The organism is Citrobacter sp. Cf087 (assembly GCF_030334285.1).
GTDB lineage: Bacteria > Pseudomonadota > Gammaproteobacteria > Enterobacterales > Enterobacteriaceae > Citrobacter > Citrobacter freundii.
The window spans coordinates 536348-550445 of sequence record NZ_JAOWED010000031.1 but is presented as its reverse complement, the minus strand read 5'-3'; the positions used below and the strand labels follow the sequence as shown (position 1 = coordinate 550445).

Sequence of the window (14098 nt, the reverse complement as noted above, 5' to 3'; positions counted from 1 at the left end):
TTAATATGGGGGCACTCCCCTAACCGCCTCATTGAGTGAGGCGAGTCTGACCTGTCATCAGAACGAGAAAATTATGTTTAAACCGGAACTCCTTTCCCCGGCGGGAACGCTGAAAAACATGCGTTACGCTTTCGCCTATGGCGCAGACGCTGTGTATGCGGGCCAACCGCGTTACTCACTGCGCGTACGCAACAACGAATTCAACCACGAAAACCTGCAGCTCGGTATTAATGAAGCCCATGAATTGGGTAAAAAATTCTATGTGGTGGTTAACATTGCCCCACATAATGCCAAGCTGAAGACCTTCATTCGTGATCTGAAACCGGTGGTGGAAATGGGGCCGGATGCACTGATCATGTCAGACCCTGGTCTGATTATGCTGGTGCGCGAAAACTTCCCTGACATGGACATTCACCTTTCGGTACAGGCTAACGCCGTAAACTGGGCGACGGTGAAATTCTGGAAGCAGATGGGGCTAACCCGCGTGATCCTCTCCCGTGAGCTGTCGCTGGAAGAAATTGAAGAGATCCGCACCCAGGTGCCGGATATGGAGCTTGAGATCTTCGTTCACGGCGCGCTGTGCATGGCTTACTCCGGCCGTTGCCTGCTCTCTGGCTACATCAACAAGCGTGACCCAAACCAGGGTACCTGTACCAATGCCTGCCGCTGGGAATACAACGTGCAGGAAGGGAAAGAAGATGTAGTGGGCAATATCGTGCATAAGTACGAGCCTATCCCGGTACAAAACGTCGAACCCACGCTGGGTATTGGCGCACCAACAGACAAAGTCTTTATGATTGAGGAAGCCCAGCGCCCGGGTGAGTACATGACCGCATTCGAAGACGAACACGGCACTTACATCATGAACTCGAAGGATTTGCGTGCCATTGCCCACGTTGAGCGCCTGACGCAGATGGGCGTGCATTCCCTGAAGATCGAAGGCCGCACCAAGTCGTACTATTACTGTGCACGTACCGCGCAGGTCTATCGTAAAGCCATTGATGATGCCGCAGCCGGTAAACCGTTCGACCCGCAACTGCTGGAAACGCTGGAAGGCCTGGCGCATCGTGGTTACACCGAAGGGTTCCTGCGCCGCCATACACATGACGACTATCAAAACTACGAATACGGCTTCTCTGTTTCCGAGCGTCAGCAGTTTGTCGGCGAATTCACCGGCGAACGTAAAGGTGAACTGGCGGCCGTGCAGGTAAAAAACAAATTCACCGTCGGCGACAGCCTGGAGCTGATGACCCCACAGGGCAACATCAACTTTACTCTCGAGCAGATGGAAAACGCGAAAGGCGAAGCCATGCCAGTTGCGCCGGGCGATGGTTACACCGTGTGGATGCCTGTACCAGAGGATATCGATCTGAATTATGCATTGTTGATGCGTAATTTTGCCAGCGAGTCCACACGAAACCCGCATGCTAAGTAGTTAATTACGGTTATTTTTCAGCGTTCGGAAGATTCTTAGAAATCGATCACATACCGTTTCGTTCATTAAGGGTATTATCCCCTCCGCTGAAAAACATAACCCATAAATGCTAGCTGTACCAGGAACCACCTCCTTAGCCTGCGTAATCTCCCTTACGCAGGCTTATTTTTTGCCTGTAATCTACTGAAATAAATGGATTTATTTCTTACAACGTCCACACATTGACCACATCGATACAAAAAGCCCCGCATTTGCGGGGTTTTCCCTTTTATGTCTCGGTTAAGCAGGCGTACATTTTTAAGCACAGCACCTGAAATCACTATGAGCAAAGAGAGAAAAGGTCGGTGTGTATTAATCACAGTGAAGTTAGTCCAATTCAGAGTATTTTTTCCTCAGCGACAGAGTCGATTACTAACCATCTTACTGAGAAATGCTTCACAAACTTTACTGTTCAATCAGAAGGTCAATCTTAGACGTATGTTTTGTTTGATTTTTTTATGATGGTGGTTACTCTATGGCTTGAAACTTCCATTAAAAAAGGATTGATTAACATGTCTATCAGTGAAAATGATATTGCTGTTGGTGGAGTATACAAAACCCCTGGAAACCAAGAGCGCGTGGTTCTAGCAATGGAGGATGGAAAAGTTAAATACGCCTCTCGTGGAGGAAATGTTCAGAATCAATTCGATCACATGGAAAAATGCGAACCGGCTAGGTTTGCTAATGCATGTTCTTCAAGAATTGCTGATTTGCCTAAAGAAAAATTTGAAGAAATCCAAACTCTGTTTAAAAGTAGAGGATTAATTAGTTAGTTTTCTATGTATCCAACTTGACTGATATCAGGGTTTTATACCTGTAATCTAATAATTTAAAATTAATTATGAACAATTCAGTTTTTTAGTTCTGCTCTCCAAGCATTAAGACTCTGTGAATGATTGTGATGCTTGCCTTGAATGCTTCAGTGAAGTCAAAGCGCGAAGCTCAGCACCACAGTTAAAAATACGAAAGCCCCGCAATTGCGGGGCTTTTCTTTTTGCTCACAGCCAGGGCATTTGATGCTGACCGGACACTGTCGGGTGCGGTGGAGCCGGTACGACTTCCCCCGGCGAAACGATGAAACGCTCAACGGTTTCTGTCGTGACAAAAGTACAACTGCAGTTGATGTTTGTGCACTGATGATACCGCTCTTTTGTGGTATCAGAAAAATAGCGACTCGTGCGGGCGTGAGCGGCGTAATGGCATTTCGGGCAGTGAAACATGATAAGCACCTCTGAGCGTTTTCAACACAGTGATTTTACTCATTTTAACCTTGTAAAACAAATACATATAGTAAATTACTACGTTATCTCTTCACTCTCATACTCCACATCAGAAACCTTAACCTCAAGCTCTAGGCCCGTCGTGAAGCCGCTCCCGTTAAGGCTGTGCACCACACGACTGATTATCCACGCCTGCTCGTCTATCACGCGCTTAAAGCCTTTCACGGCCACCGGCGTTTCAGGAAATAAATCAGCCCGGCCAGTGGCAAGCGTAATGGAAAACTCCGCCACGCCTCGCTGTATCCTGTCCCACTTTGCCTGAGTCGCGCGCATAGCCTGTGCCTTTGTGGCATAGATGGTCGTGAGCTCAAGAACGTTGTCAGACTCTCCGGCCATATACTCACCTTCCCGCGCTTCCTGCGCCTTTTTCTCTCTGGCCTTTGTCGATGTTTTAGCGGCTTTCGGGTGCTGCAGCGCGCGCAGATGCTGCTCTTTGGGTTTACGTTTGAGCTTCACCTTTTGCTTTTGTGGTTTCGGGTCTCTGGTATGTAGCCATTTCGCCGTCACGCCGGTGTATGCCTCCCGGTCTGCAATGGCGAACTGATGGCGGTCGCCGTCACCACGCTCAACGGTCATTTGTGGGATCGATTTACCACTGGCCGTCATCGCACTACCGGCTTTCAGGAATAATAACTTCCCGGCTTTCACCGACACGGATGCACCGTTACGCTCAGCAAGGCGGGACAAAAACGCCGCGTCGGATTCCTGCGTCTGGTCGATATGGGGAATGGCGATGGATTTCAGGGCGTCAGCAACACTGGCCGTCAGCTTATTACGCTGCGTGATGGTCTCCACAATCACCCCGAGCGTGGTGTCGTGCCATGACTGCTCGCGCCGCGAGTTTAGCGAGCCGCGAAAATCTGCACTACGTCCCCGGATGGTCAGCGTATCAGGCGCGCCCCGGTGCTCGATTTCATCAACCGTGAAACTCCCCTTGTTGACCAGTGCGGATCCCTGCCAGCCCAGCCACAGCGTCAGCGATGCCCCGCGCGGTGGCAGCTCGACCAGCCCGTCGGTATCATCGAGCGCAATATCGAGCTGGTCAGCCTCAAACCCGCGATTGTCGGTCATGGTCAGGCCGATGAGTCGGTTGCTGAAATTCTGCGTGATATCCTCCCCGTCCAGCGTGAGCATATACGCGGGCGCGACCCGCGCCCCGGCCTGAATATTCATTCCCGTTATCATCCTGCCAGCCCTCCCGCCCATTCACTGGCAGACGTGACCAGATTATCCGCCTGCGTTTTCAGGTCGCCATACATGGCCGCGAGCGACTCGTCGACGCGTTTTAGCGACAGAGTGAACTCGATTTTTCTCGCCGCGCCGTCGCTGAAAAGCTCGGTGTGGTTATGGGTCACTTTATCGATAACGTACATCCCGTGGATCATGCCGGTTCCGTCAATCAGCGGCCACGCGCGCCCCTCATCGGCCATCAGCTCAATCGCCTGCAACGACAGACGACCGCCGGTGATTTCAGGGTAAAGCGTCCCCGACAGGGTGCGCGAGGTCTCCCCCTCCCCGAGAAACTGATAAGCCGGTCGCCTGCCGATACGGTCATTGGACACCCACCGGTAGTCCTTCGAATACTGCATCGACTGATGCGGCAGGGTGCGCCGTTCAAACACAAAAAAGCCCAGCACCATTAACATTTTGCCCCCTCTCTCAGTCGAGTCTCATGTTGGATCGCTGACGCGCTCGCTTTTCACGGTCAAGTTTGTCGACGGCGTCACGGAGCTGGCGGTCAAGGTCACCACCCGACGCAACGCCACCCTGCAGGGTGATGTTGTATTCGCTTTTGCTCTGGTCGATATAAGAGCGACCTGCAGGCGCAGTGACCGGCTGATACGCCTGATACGCCTGATACCCACCATAACTCGCTGTCGCAGGGATATACCCGCCACCCGGTGAAGCCTTATCCGCTTTGGCTGCAGTCTGGTCGAGGTCGGTCGATTCTTTTTTGATAACGCCGAGTTTCTCCAGCAGCCAGTCAACCTTGCCGCTCAGGCTGTTAAACAGGTTGAGCGGCGTCATCAGCGCATCAGCCAGCGCCTGACCAAACGCAACACCGACATTTTTGCAACTGTCGAGCGTGTCCTGCGTGGCTTTCACCGGCGCAAGCAGGTCTTTAAACCACTGGCAGACAACGCCCAGCTTTTCCGCAATGACATCAAACACCGGCACAAGCGGGGTAAACATCGCCCCCACCGGGGCAAAGGCAGCTTTTAGCCCCTCCACCACGCCCGAGAAGAATGCACCAATCGGCTCCCAGTATTTACGGATGAGCAGCGCCCCGGCCACCACCGCCCCGGCAACCGCCAGTACCGGCAGACTGATTGCGCCAATGGCCGTGACAATCGCGCCGCCGACCGTACTGAAAACCACCCCGAGCACGCCAGCCGCCGCAATGATGGCATTTATCCCCATGACCACCGGCCATGCGATAAGGCCAATCCCGCCCATCACCCCGATCAGCGCCAGCGCGCCCCCGACCACCATGCCGAGGGTGGTCGCCAGCCCCTTATTTTTCTGGAGCCAGCCGTCAAGCCTGAGCACATACTGCGTGGCCGTCTGCGTCAGCTTACGCAGTGAGCCCTCCTGCTGGTCAAACAGGTCAGTCCCGACCGCCTCATAGGCTGACTGAAATTCTTTGAAGTCGCCGCCGAGGTTATCCTGCATAACCTTAACCAGCTCCTCAGTCTTGCCGTCCGAGGCTTTAAACGCAGCGGTGAGCTTATCGAGCTTGCCGGTTGAGGCCGCCGTCATCAGCACTGCGGCCGCTGAGCTGGCCTCCTCCCCGAAAATGGTTTTCATGTATTCGGCTTTCTGGCCGGTTCCGAGATTATTTTTCTCAAAACTGCGCTGCATTTCTTTCAGGATGGAAAATATCGGGCGCGTGTTGCCCTTGCTGTCGGAGGTTTTCACCCCGAGCTCTTTGATGGCATCGTAGGCTTTGCCGGTCGGTGCCTGCAGGCGACTCATAACGGCACGGCTTCCCGTTCCCGCCATCGAGCCGGTGATTTTGGAGTCGTGCAGCGCCCCCACCATCGCGGCGGTTTCCTCGATACTCACCCCGGCATTTTTCGCCACCGGCGCGGCATAGGTCAGCGCATCGCTCATCCCGTCAAAATCGGCGGCGGTTTTGTTCATCGTCATCGAGAGAACATCACCAATATGCGCGACCTTGTCGTTTGAAAGCTGAAACGCTGATTTCATCCCGGTCAGCAGCGCGGCGTTCTCTTCCATCGTGCGCCTGTTGGACAGCGCCATATTCAGCGTGACCGGCGTCGCCGCCTGAATCGCCGCCGCATCCCCGCCGCTTTTGGCGATAATAATCTGCGCCCCCGCCGCATCATCGGCAGAGGCCGCCGTATTATCCCCGAGCTGGCGCGCCTGTTTGCGCAACGCCTGCATTTCGGGTGACTGTTTGTCGACACCAAGCACCGCCTGCAGCTCTGAGTTTTTCTGCGCAAATTCATAGCCCGGCGTCAGCAGCTTAACCCCGGCCATCGTTCCCGCCGTCGCAATACCGACACCGGCAGCGCCCGCCGCCGCAGCATTACCGGCCAGTGATTTACCGGCCTGATACCGTTCTTTCACCCGGCTTAACTTCGCCTGCTGTGCGCTGACTTTCGCCAGTGCCTCGCGCTGACGGTTAAGCTGCGTGGTGGTTTCACTGATACGGGATTTAAGCCCCCGCTCATCATTTGCCAGATTACGGGTATTAATTCCCGCCGCACCGAGCTCGCGCTGCTGGCGCTTTACCGACTCCGTGAGGCTGTTGTATTTCGTCTGCAGCCCTTCGGCGGCACGCTTCGCGGATTCAAGCACCTGCGCCTGTGCGCGCGTCGGGCGCTCCGTGTTTTTAAACTGCGTGGCGAGCGCTTCGGCTTCCTGTTTCGCTTTATCAAGCGCGTGGCCGGTCACGGCAAGCTGTGCGCTGGCTTTTCGGAATCCGTCGATACGGGATGCCTGCGCATTCAGCTCGCGCAGGCTTTTCTGTGAGGAACGGATATCACCGGACAGGGAATTGCTGGCGTTCTGAATGGCTTTGAGCGGGCGGCTTGCCCGGTCAACGGCATTCAGCAGCACCTCGATTCTGACGTTATTGCTCATGATGGTTTCCGCTTCGTTGCAGCGCCTTGTCGCGCCATGTCAGGAGCCCGGTCACGCTCAGGGAATGTAACTCTGATGGCGGCCAGTGGAAAATCACCGCGATATCCGCCATCAGGTCATCGACTGACAGGTTTTCCGGGAAGGTCAGCGACCCGAAGCCGGTGACAAAAAACCAACCACCTTCCCGGCCAGCGAAATCAGGTCAGACGCATCGAGACGCGTGACCTCGTGCTCAGTCAGGGCGGGATACGTCATGCGCGGCAGCACTTTAATCAGCGCATCAACGTCGGAATTCGCCAGCGAGGCCAGCGATACCCCGCGCAGGGTTCCGGCATTGGGTTTCGTCAGCGTGACCTGTTCAATTTTCTGCTCACCGCGCATCAGCGCCGTGTCAAAAATCACCACATTCGGATTGACGGTTTCAGTATCAGCAACAGCAGTTTCATTGATATTTTTCATGCGGATTTCTCATCAGGAAAATTAACCGGCCAGCCTGACTGACCGGATAAAGGATTACAGGCCAATCGCCCGGCGATGCTCCGCCAGACGGTCGACGCCGTCGACTTTCAGCACCATGTTAACGACGTCAATCTCGATGACTTCGCGACCATCAATCGTGAGCTGGTAATAGGCGCACTCGGTCGACATTTTGGTCGTGCCGCTTTCGCCCTGCTTGTTCTCACCACCGTCATATTCTTTGTGACGGCCACGCATCACCACCTCGACAGCAGAAATCGCGCCGGTGTCATCACGCTGGAAAGAGCCGGTAAAGCGCAGCGGCACACTGTCAGCTCCCGGCGAGGCATACTGCGCCCACAGCTCGACGTCAGGCAGACCACCGAGCGTCCACTCCAGCGACAGCGCATCGTCATCGAGGCCGAGGTCAACCGACACCGCGCCCGGCATCCCGCCGCCGCGATATTTCTCCAGCTTGCGGGTCAGCTTTGGCAGGGTAACGGACTCAACGACACCCATGTAGCTGAGGCCATCGTTGAACATATTCAGGTATTTAAGTTTGCGGGGTAACGCCATGCTCCTGGCTCCTTAGCTGTTGACCGAGTCCGACAGATTCGCCAGATAGGTGTCGGTGATGCGCTGGCGCAGGGTCAGGTTCTCCAGCGGCGGGACGGGGGTGTAGTCGTAATCGATATACAGTTTCCCGACTTTCAGGGTCGCAGTCTCGTTTGACTCCGGGTCATACCAGCAGGAGCCGTCAACGATATACCCGTTATTTTTCAGCTCGCGGAATTTGGCATTGATGCCCGAAACGATGTCACGAATGAGGGTCGGGGTAATGGGTTTATCCATCGCCCACGCATGCGCCTCCGCCATCGTGTCGGTCAGCACCTGCGCGGTGCGGGTGTAGTTCTCATACAGGAAAAGCGGGTCATCGGAGCAGGTGCGGTTTCCCCAAAACTTGAAACCATCATTGCGAATAAGCGTCGTAACACCGGCTTTGTTAAGCAGGTTGGCGTCGGTAGCGGGCTCCTGCAAATCCCATGATACCGAGGCGCTGACGCCGGTGACGCCATTCACGCCGACGTTTGACAGGGTTTTATGCCAGCCGACGGTCTGGTCAATTCTGGCACGCAGGCCGAGCGCGCGCGCCGTTGCCCAGGCTGTCGCGGTCTCATTTGCCGTGGTGTCCCATGCCAGAAAATCAGGGAAGATAACCATCAGCTCTCGCTGGCTGAAATTCTCGCGGTAGTTGATGGCGTCAGAAATGGTTTTGCAGCCCCACGCGCTGACATAGCCAAAGGCACGCAGGCTCTGGCAGGTGGACGCGAGCGCCGTCGCCACTTCCTGTGAGTCCAGACCCGGCACGCCGAGAATGCGCGGCTTCACGCCGGTGACGGTCTGCGCCGTCAGCAGCGCTTTCAGGCCGGTGTATTTGCCGTTTTCGTCGGTCGTGCCGATGATGTTAGAAATGGTTTGTTTCTTCCCGGCCTCCGGGTCGTCCGGGTCTTCTGCACCTTCGGCCACGCGCACGGCCACAATGACCGGTTTACACTGGTCAGCGATGGCCTGCAGGGACGTCGACAGCGTCCCTTTTTTGCCCGCCTTACCGATAGCGCTTTGTACGTTAGTAATGAGCACCGGCTCATTGAGGGGAAACATTTTTTCGTCTGCATCGCTGGCCGTGCAAACCATGCCGACAATGGCCGTTGAGACGGTGGAAATGGTGCGCACGCCATCGTTAATCTCGATGACCTCTACGCCATGATGAAAATCACTCATCCGTTTAACTCCGTGGTTAAGGGTGAGTGTATTTTCTGTTGTGTGGTGATGGCGGGCTATTTGTCAGGGTTGGATAAGGTCTGGCACAACCGGCCAGTTTATTTCCGGGGCAGCACTCAGATCCAGACGGCGCAAAGCGGTACGATAAGCCCGCATTGCTGTCAGCTCAGTTTCCTCGTCGGCAGAGATATCACCGTCCTTCTGTGCATCTTCCAGCCAGTTAATTCGCGGTGTGGCGTCTGCAAGCAGACGGGTCTTTTTCGCTTCTGCCTGCTGGCGTAACTCATCCGGCGTATAAATGCGTTTAATCACCCTGTCATCCAGAAACATCCAGTTGCCCGATGCGTCAGCCCGCCTGTTAGCTGTAATATCGGGGACTTCAACCACACTCAGTCCGTCAGGATGTATGGTGGAGACATCCTTATTTATACCCACAATGACATTATTTTTATCGTAAGCAATCTTGATGGTATCGGCTGAGAAATTCTTTTGTTCCTCATACCAGTTTTTTCCGTCCGCTGAAAATAACCAGATAACTCCAAAGCGCTTTGTCAGTTGGAACTGGTCTGGTGTTTTTGCATTACCCGCTACGATATTTTTTAAATGCTTCATCATTAAATACTCACCACGTTATACCAGGTTCCATTAATTAACTTCTGGATGGGGCGTATATACCAGCCATCAGCAGAGTTATCCCAGGAGCCATATACATAACCCCCTGTACTGACAAAACCCGATGGGGCTTCATTGGAGCCGGTACTTGCCATTTGTTGCCGTGAACCCAGGCGAAAATCAGACACAAAAGTCTGACTAACCCAGTCCCACGTCGCACGGGTATTAATATTATTGTCACGGCTGGCAAAGGCATTGCTCAGCCAGTTACTAAGCCATTCTCCCCCCCATATTGTGCCGTAGATATTGCCATTATCCGCCAGACGCCCCGTACCGTCGCCTGTTATCAAATTTCTGGTTATTGTAATATCTCCATTAACTTTTAACGCTCCGGTCATTTCATCCCCGGACCGTTTCAAATCTCTGTGCCAGCCTGGAAAATATTCAGGCCCATGATTGATATAGGTAAACTGAGCACTGGCAATACCGTCTCCTGATGTGGTTGTTGGCGTCGTGACCCTGATAGTCATTACGTCACGTAATCCCATAACCTCAACTACCGCGCCAGTAAGGTTGATATTCCCACACCCGGTATCCGTGATGGTTCTGTTCGCTGCATAAGTCCAGGAGCCTTTGCACATCCAGTACGGATGATTAAATGCCCCCTGATTTTCAAGCCAGACGATAAACTCCGCTGTTGTCCATGGTTCACTGTTCCCGCCAATACTGACTGAGCCGCTGAAAGCGCGCGCAGCACCAATATTGCGAACAAACCCGTCAGGTTGAGGTACATCCCCGCCGTTCTGGTCTTTTGCAAGACGCTTTTCGGCATTGTCACAGGCCGCTTTTACCGCTTTCGGTGTCGCGGCAAGGGTCTCAGACGTGCTGTCGGTGGCACTGCTGAGTTTCACCAGACCTTTCTGCGCCGTGCTCGCGTCCTGAGCCGTATATTTACCACTGGCAAGGTCATGAGCCACCTTAACCGCTTTCGGCGTCGCTGCAAGCAACTCAGACTCACTGTCGGTAGCGCTACTGAGTTTCACCAGACCTTTCTGCGCTGTGCTCGCGTCCTGAGCCGTATATTTACCACTGGCAAGGTCATAGGCCGCCTTAACCGCTTTCGGTGTCGCTGCAAGGGTTTCAGACGTGCTGTCGGTCGCACTGCTGAGCTGCACCAGACCTTTCTGCGCTGTACTCGCGTCCTGAGCCGTATATTTACCACTGGCAAGGTCATACGCAACCTTAACCGCTTTCGGCGTCGCGGCGAGCGCCTCAGACGTGCTGTCGGTGGCGCTGCTGAGCTGCACAAAGCCTTTTTCTTTCAGTGTGGCGTCAGGATGATTGCGGGACTGCTCATGCTCGGCCAGTTTGTCGTCGACATAATCCTGCGTCGCCATCACCGTTGTCGCGTCAATGGACAGCTCCACAGAAGCAACGCTGCTGACAATAATCACCATGCGACAGGTCTGCGCACGCCCCGAACCCTCCGCCAGCTCCGGCTTGTAACTCTCGGCCATATTGGCAACGGCAATCAGCGTGCCTGCGTCATCATACACACCCAGCTCACGCATCCAGAAACCGCCCACCTCAGGAGGAATGACCAGTTCGGCCACAATATAGTTTTTATTTTTGTTGTCCTGGCTGATTTTATTCAGCGTATGACGCCAGACTTCATTGATGAGTTTCACCTGCCCGACGTCCGGCTCAGGCAGTGCGCCGCCGCCATCACCGACGGCCATCACGGTCAGGTTAACTTTTTTACCACCCGGCACCGTGGCCGCCGCCAGTTTTGCCGCACCGGCAGTGGTGATAATCGTTTTAAATTTCGTGCTCATTATTCCTCACTCATCCGGGATAGACCGTAATAATGTCGCCGTCATACACCACACCACCGGCATACAGATAACCGGGAATGTCCTGGATAATATTCAGGCCAATCAGGTGACGGCTGGCGGGTTTTGCATCCGCAATCAGGCGCTCCATTTCAAAATACATTTCCTCAGAGATACCGCTTTCCAGCACACCGATATCAAGCCGGAATGTGCCGGGCGGGTCGCGGGTCTCCCACCACTCCGTGACGTTGATGACATAGCCGAGTGGCTCCACCACCCGACGAACAGCACCGATAGTGCCTTTGTGGCAGTGAATAAAGTACGCATCACGGATGACGGCGCGCTTCGTTTCCTCCGGCCAGTTCTCATCCCAGCGGTCGACAGAAAACGCCCATGCCAGCCACGGCAGCAAATTAGCCGGGCAGGTGTCAGGACTCCACAGACGACGCAGCGGGACGGGGGTGTTTTCGATATCCGCACATGCACGCGCCGCCGCCACTTCAAGCGGTGACGAGCCCACCGGCAGCAGACGGGTATCACTCATCCGAGCCCCCGATCACAATGCTGTAATCAGTGCAAAATGACGCCTGTGCACTGCTGAGCACGAGGTCAGCCACCGGCGCGGCCAGCTCCACACGCTGGACACCTTCGACATGCAGCGCGGCATAAATGGCAGACAGGCGAATGTCACGCCCGAGGCGGTGCTGCGCGCTGATGTATGACTCCAGCTTTTTCACAGCGGCGGCGCGAATGGGTTCGCTCTCGGGACCGGGGTACAGATAAAGCGAGGCGGATATCTGGTAATCAACAATATCAGCAGCCTGCACCGTCACACGGTCTGCAACCGGCCTGACATCTTCGGCGTTAAGTGCATTACGTACCACAGTGATCAGATCATCAGACGCGACGCCGTTGTTTTCACGCGACAGCACAGAAATCGTCACGCAGGCGGGCGACGGGCTGGTCACTGAGATATCTGCGACCCGTCCGTCAGCGCTGCGGCCATGGAACTGATAAGCGCCGCCAGACCCGGCCACGCTCATTCCTTCAAAGGCCTGCTGAATGCGCAAACGGTAATCGGTGTCCGACTCCATAACGGCAGGTGTGGGCGGCAGCGTGGTTTCATCTGCAGGCGTGATAACAAGACGCCCGACACTGAAATTTGCGCCAATGTTATCGAGGTCATTACCGGCGGCATACGCCAGCATGACCGCGCGCGCCGACTCATTCACGCGCTGACGCCAGATAACCTCCCGGTAAGCGTTTTCCTGTAGCAGCTTAACCATCGGCTCAGATTCAAGCGTCAGCGTGCGCGCGACCGCCTCCTGTTGTTCCTCGGGATACAGTGAGACAAGCGTCGCTTTTCGTTCTGCCAGAATGGTTTCATAGTCCAGCTCATCCACCACATCAGGCGCAGCGAGCAGGCTCAGGTCAACAATAGCCATAGTGTTTAACTCAGTGGAATAGTGATAGAAAAAGGCTGGCCTGACGCCGACCGCGTGCCGGTGATATCGACATACATCGCGCCGTCATTCTCCCCGCGTTCAAAGGTGATGGTCGTCAGGCTGACGCGCGGCTCCCACTTCTGGATCGCGGAATAACACGCGGCCATAATCTGCAGGCGCAGTGCCGGGGTCTGCGGCTGGTCAGTCAGTGCCGACAGCAGCGAGCCGTATTCACGGCGCATGACGCGCGAGCCCACCGGTGTGACCAGGATGTCGCGCACGCTCTGCCTTATATGCTCAACCTCAGAAATACTGAGTCCGGTATGACTGTTCATACCCAGATAGCTCACTGTCATTTTGTCCCCTGCGTCCAGTTGTCACCGGCTTTAACGCCACCGTGGCCGTGGTCATCCACCTGTACGCCGTTGGATTTAAACGTGCCGCCGCCGTGCTCGATGTTGCCGCTCATTTTCCCGCCTTTCTGCACCTCAAGCGTGGCCGTGGTCAGTTTGTTGGTACAGACCACCTCGGGGGTATCGAGCGTGATGCGGGTGGACGCTTTGACCAGTACCAGCGGCACCGTTGCGGTAATGGCGTCTGACGCGGTGACATCAGCGGTTTTGATGCCACTCACCGTGAGCGCCCCGCTTTCAGGCTCATACTCAATAATCGCCCCGTCAGGAAAGGAAACGTGAAAGGCATCAGGCGAGGCCGACGGCGCAGGATGGTCATCAGAAAAAATACCGGGCAGCACAAAGGCGGTATCAAGCTCACCGCCAATGGCAAGAATCAGCACCTGCTCGCCAACCGAGGGAGCCCACCAGACCCGCGAGCGACCGGCGCGGCAGGTCAGCCAGTTTAACCAGGTGGTTTGCATGCCGCCGGTCTGGACACGACAGAGTCCCTCATCGGGATTAACTGCGGTCACAATGCCGGTGCGGATAAGGTTACGGATCGCGCGAGCGACATCCTGAATGGAATTTAAAGTATTCATGGGGAAAGGATGCCGCCGAGGAAGGTCGGCGGCAATCGGGTGCGGTTTTATAGGCGATGGAACAACATCAAGAAATTAAGCGATTCTATTGAAAAGGTCACAGCCATTTCAAA

Annotated in this window: 15 protein-coding genes and 1 pseudogene; 2 read left to right on the top strand and 14 right to left on the bottom strand. The window is 54.9% G+C overall.

From position 1 onward, the window contains the following. The first annotated feature begins 73 nt into the window (after positions 1-73). Together trhP and OGV57_RS19195 are read left to right on the top strand one after the other, a co-directional pair. Positions 74-1435, top strand: coding sequence for a prephenate-dependent tRNA uridine(34) hydroxylase TrhP (gene trhP, locus OGV57_RS19200; protein ID WP_044701894.1), 1362 nt, complete (start codon positions 74-76; stop codon positions 1433-1435). A 551-nt stretch (positions 1436-1986) separates the two neighbouring features. Next, complete coding sequence (locus OGV57_RS19195) at positions 1987-2247, top strand: hypothetical protein (RefSeq protein WP_071684320.1); 261 nt, start codon at positions 1987-1989, stop codon at positions 2245-2247. Positions 2248-2472: 225 nt separating this feature from the next. Here OGV57_RS19195 and OGV57_RS19190 read toward each other — a convergent pair whose 3' ends face one another. The 14 genes and pseudogenes from OGV57_RS19190 to OGV57_RS19125 form a co-directional block, all read right to left on the bottom strand. Continuing rightward, entirely contained in the window at positions 2473-2694 is a 222-nt protein-coding gene (locus tag OGV57_RS19190; protein ID WP_041327762.1) for a DNA-binding transcriptional regulator, read from the bottom strand. Positions 2695-2772: 78 nt separating this feature from the next. Then, a complete protein-coding gene (locus OGV57_RS19185) occupies positions 2773-3939 on the bottom strand; it encodes a phage late control D family protein (RefSeq protein ID WP_071684321.1) in 1167 nt (388 codons plus the stop codon). Continuing rightward, positions 3936-4400 (bottom strand): phage tail protein, encoded by a 465-nt coding sequence (locus OGV57_RS19180; RefSeq protein WP_071684322.1) that lies wholly within the window; start codon positions 4398-4400, stop codon positions 3936-3938. Before OGV57_RS19180 ends, OGV57_RS19185 begins: the two co-directional genes overlap by 4 nt. Positions 4401-4413: 13 nt before the next feature. Beyond that, positions 4414-6864, bottom strand: coding sequence for a phage tail tape measure protein (locus OGV57_RS19175; protein ID WP_071684323.1), 2451 nt, complete (start codon positions 6862-6864; stop codon positions 4414-4416). Next, positions 6854-7012 carry a GpE family phage tail protein gene (locus tag OGV57_RS19170; RefSeq protein WP_311836399.1) on the bottom strand — a complete coding sequence of 53 codons (159 nt, stop codon included), beginning with the start codon at positions 7010-7012 and terminating at the stop codon, positions 6854-6856. Before OGV57_RS19170 ends, OGV57_RS19175 begins: the two co-directional genes overlap by 11 nt. After that, a complete protein-coding gene (locus OGV57_RS19165) occupies positions 7009-7323 on the bottom strand; it encodes a phage tail assembly protein (protein WP_071684325.1) in 315 nt (104 codons plus the stop codon). Before OGV57_RS19165 ends, OGV57_RS19170 begins: the two co-directional genes overlap by 4 nt. Positions 7324-7377: 54 nt before the next feature. Next, positions 7378-7896 (bottom strand): phage major tail tube protein, encoded by a 519-nt coding sequence (locus OGV57_RS19160; RefSeq protein ID WP_046276392.1) that lies wholly within the window; start codon positions 7894-7896, stop codon positions 7378-7380. 12 nt (positions 7897-7908) lie between these two features. Further along, on the bottom strand, positions 7909-9102 hold the full coding sequence (locus OGV57_RS19155; RefSeq protein WP_193146751.1) for a phage tail sheath protein: 1194 nt from the start codon (positions 9100-9102) through the stop codon (positions 7909-7911). A gap of 63 nt (positions 9103-9165) precedes the next feature. After that, positions 9166-9714: a tail fiber assembly protein gene (locus OGV57_RS19150; RefSeq protein ID WP_071684363.1), complete on the bottom strand. Its 549-nt coding sequence runs from the start codon at positions 9712-9714 to the stop codon at positions 9166-9168. A 371-nt stretch (positions 9715-10085) separates the two neighbouring features. Beyond that, positions 10086-11549, bottom strand: a pseudogene (locus OGV57_RS19145) (tail fiber protein); the annotation flags it as partial. A gap of 10 nt (positions 11550-11559) precedes the next feature. Further along, the gene (locus OGV57_RS19140; protein ID WP_071684327.1) at positions 11560-12090 is read right to left on the bottom strand and encodes a phage tail protein I; all 531 of its coding nucleotides are present in this window, start codon (positions 12088-12090) and stop codon (positions 11560-11562) included. After that, entirely contained in the window at positions 12083-12991 is a 909-nt protein-coding gene (locus OGV57_RS19135) for a baseplate assembly protein (RefSeq protein ID WP_193146752.1), read from the bottom strand. Before OGV57_RS19135 ends, OGV57_RS19140 begins: the two co-directional genes overlap by 8 nt. Before the next feature lie 5 nt (positions 12992-12996). Further along, on the bottom strand, positions 12997-13347 hold the full coding sequence (locus OGV57_RS19130; protein ID WP_071684328.1) for a GPW/gp25 family protein: 351 nt from the start codon (positions 13345-13347) through the stop codon (positions 12997-12999). Next, the gene (locus OGV57_RS19125) at positions 13344-13985 is read right to left on the bottom strand and encodes a phage baseplate assembly protein V (RefSeq protein ID WP_071684329.1); all 642 of its coding nucleotides are present in this window, start codon (positions 13983-13985) and stop codon (positions 13344-13346) included. Before OGV57_RS19125 ends, OGV57_RS19130 begins: the two co-directional genes overlap by 4 nt. Between the last annotated feature and the right edge of the window lie 113 nt (positions 13986-14098).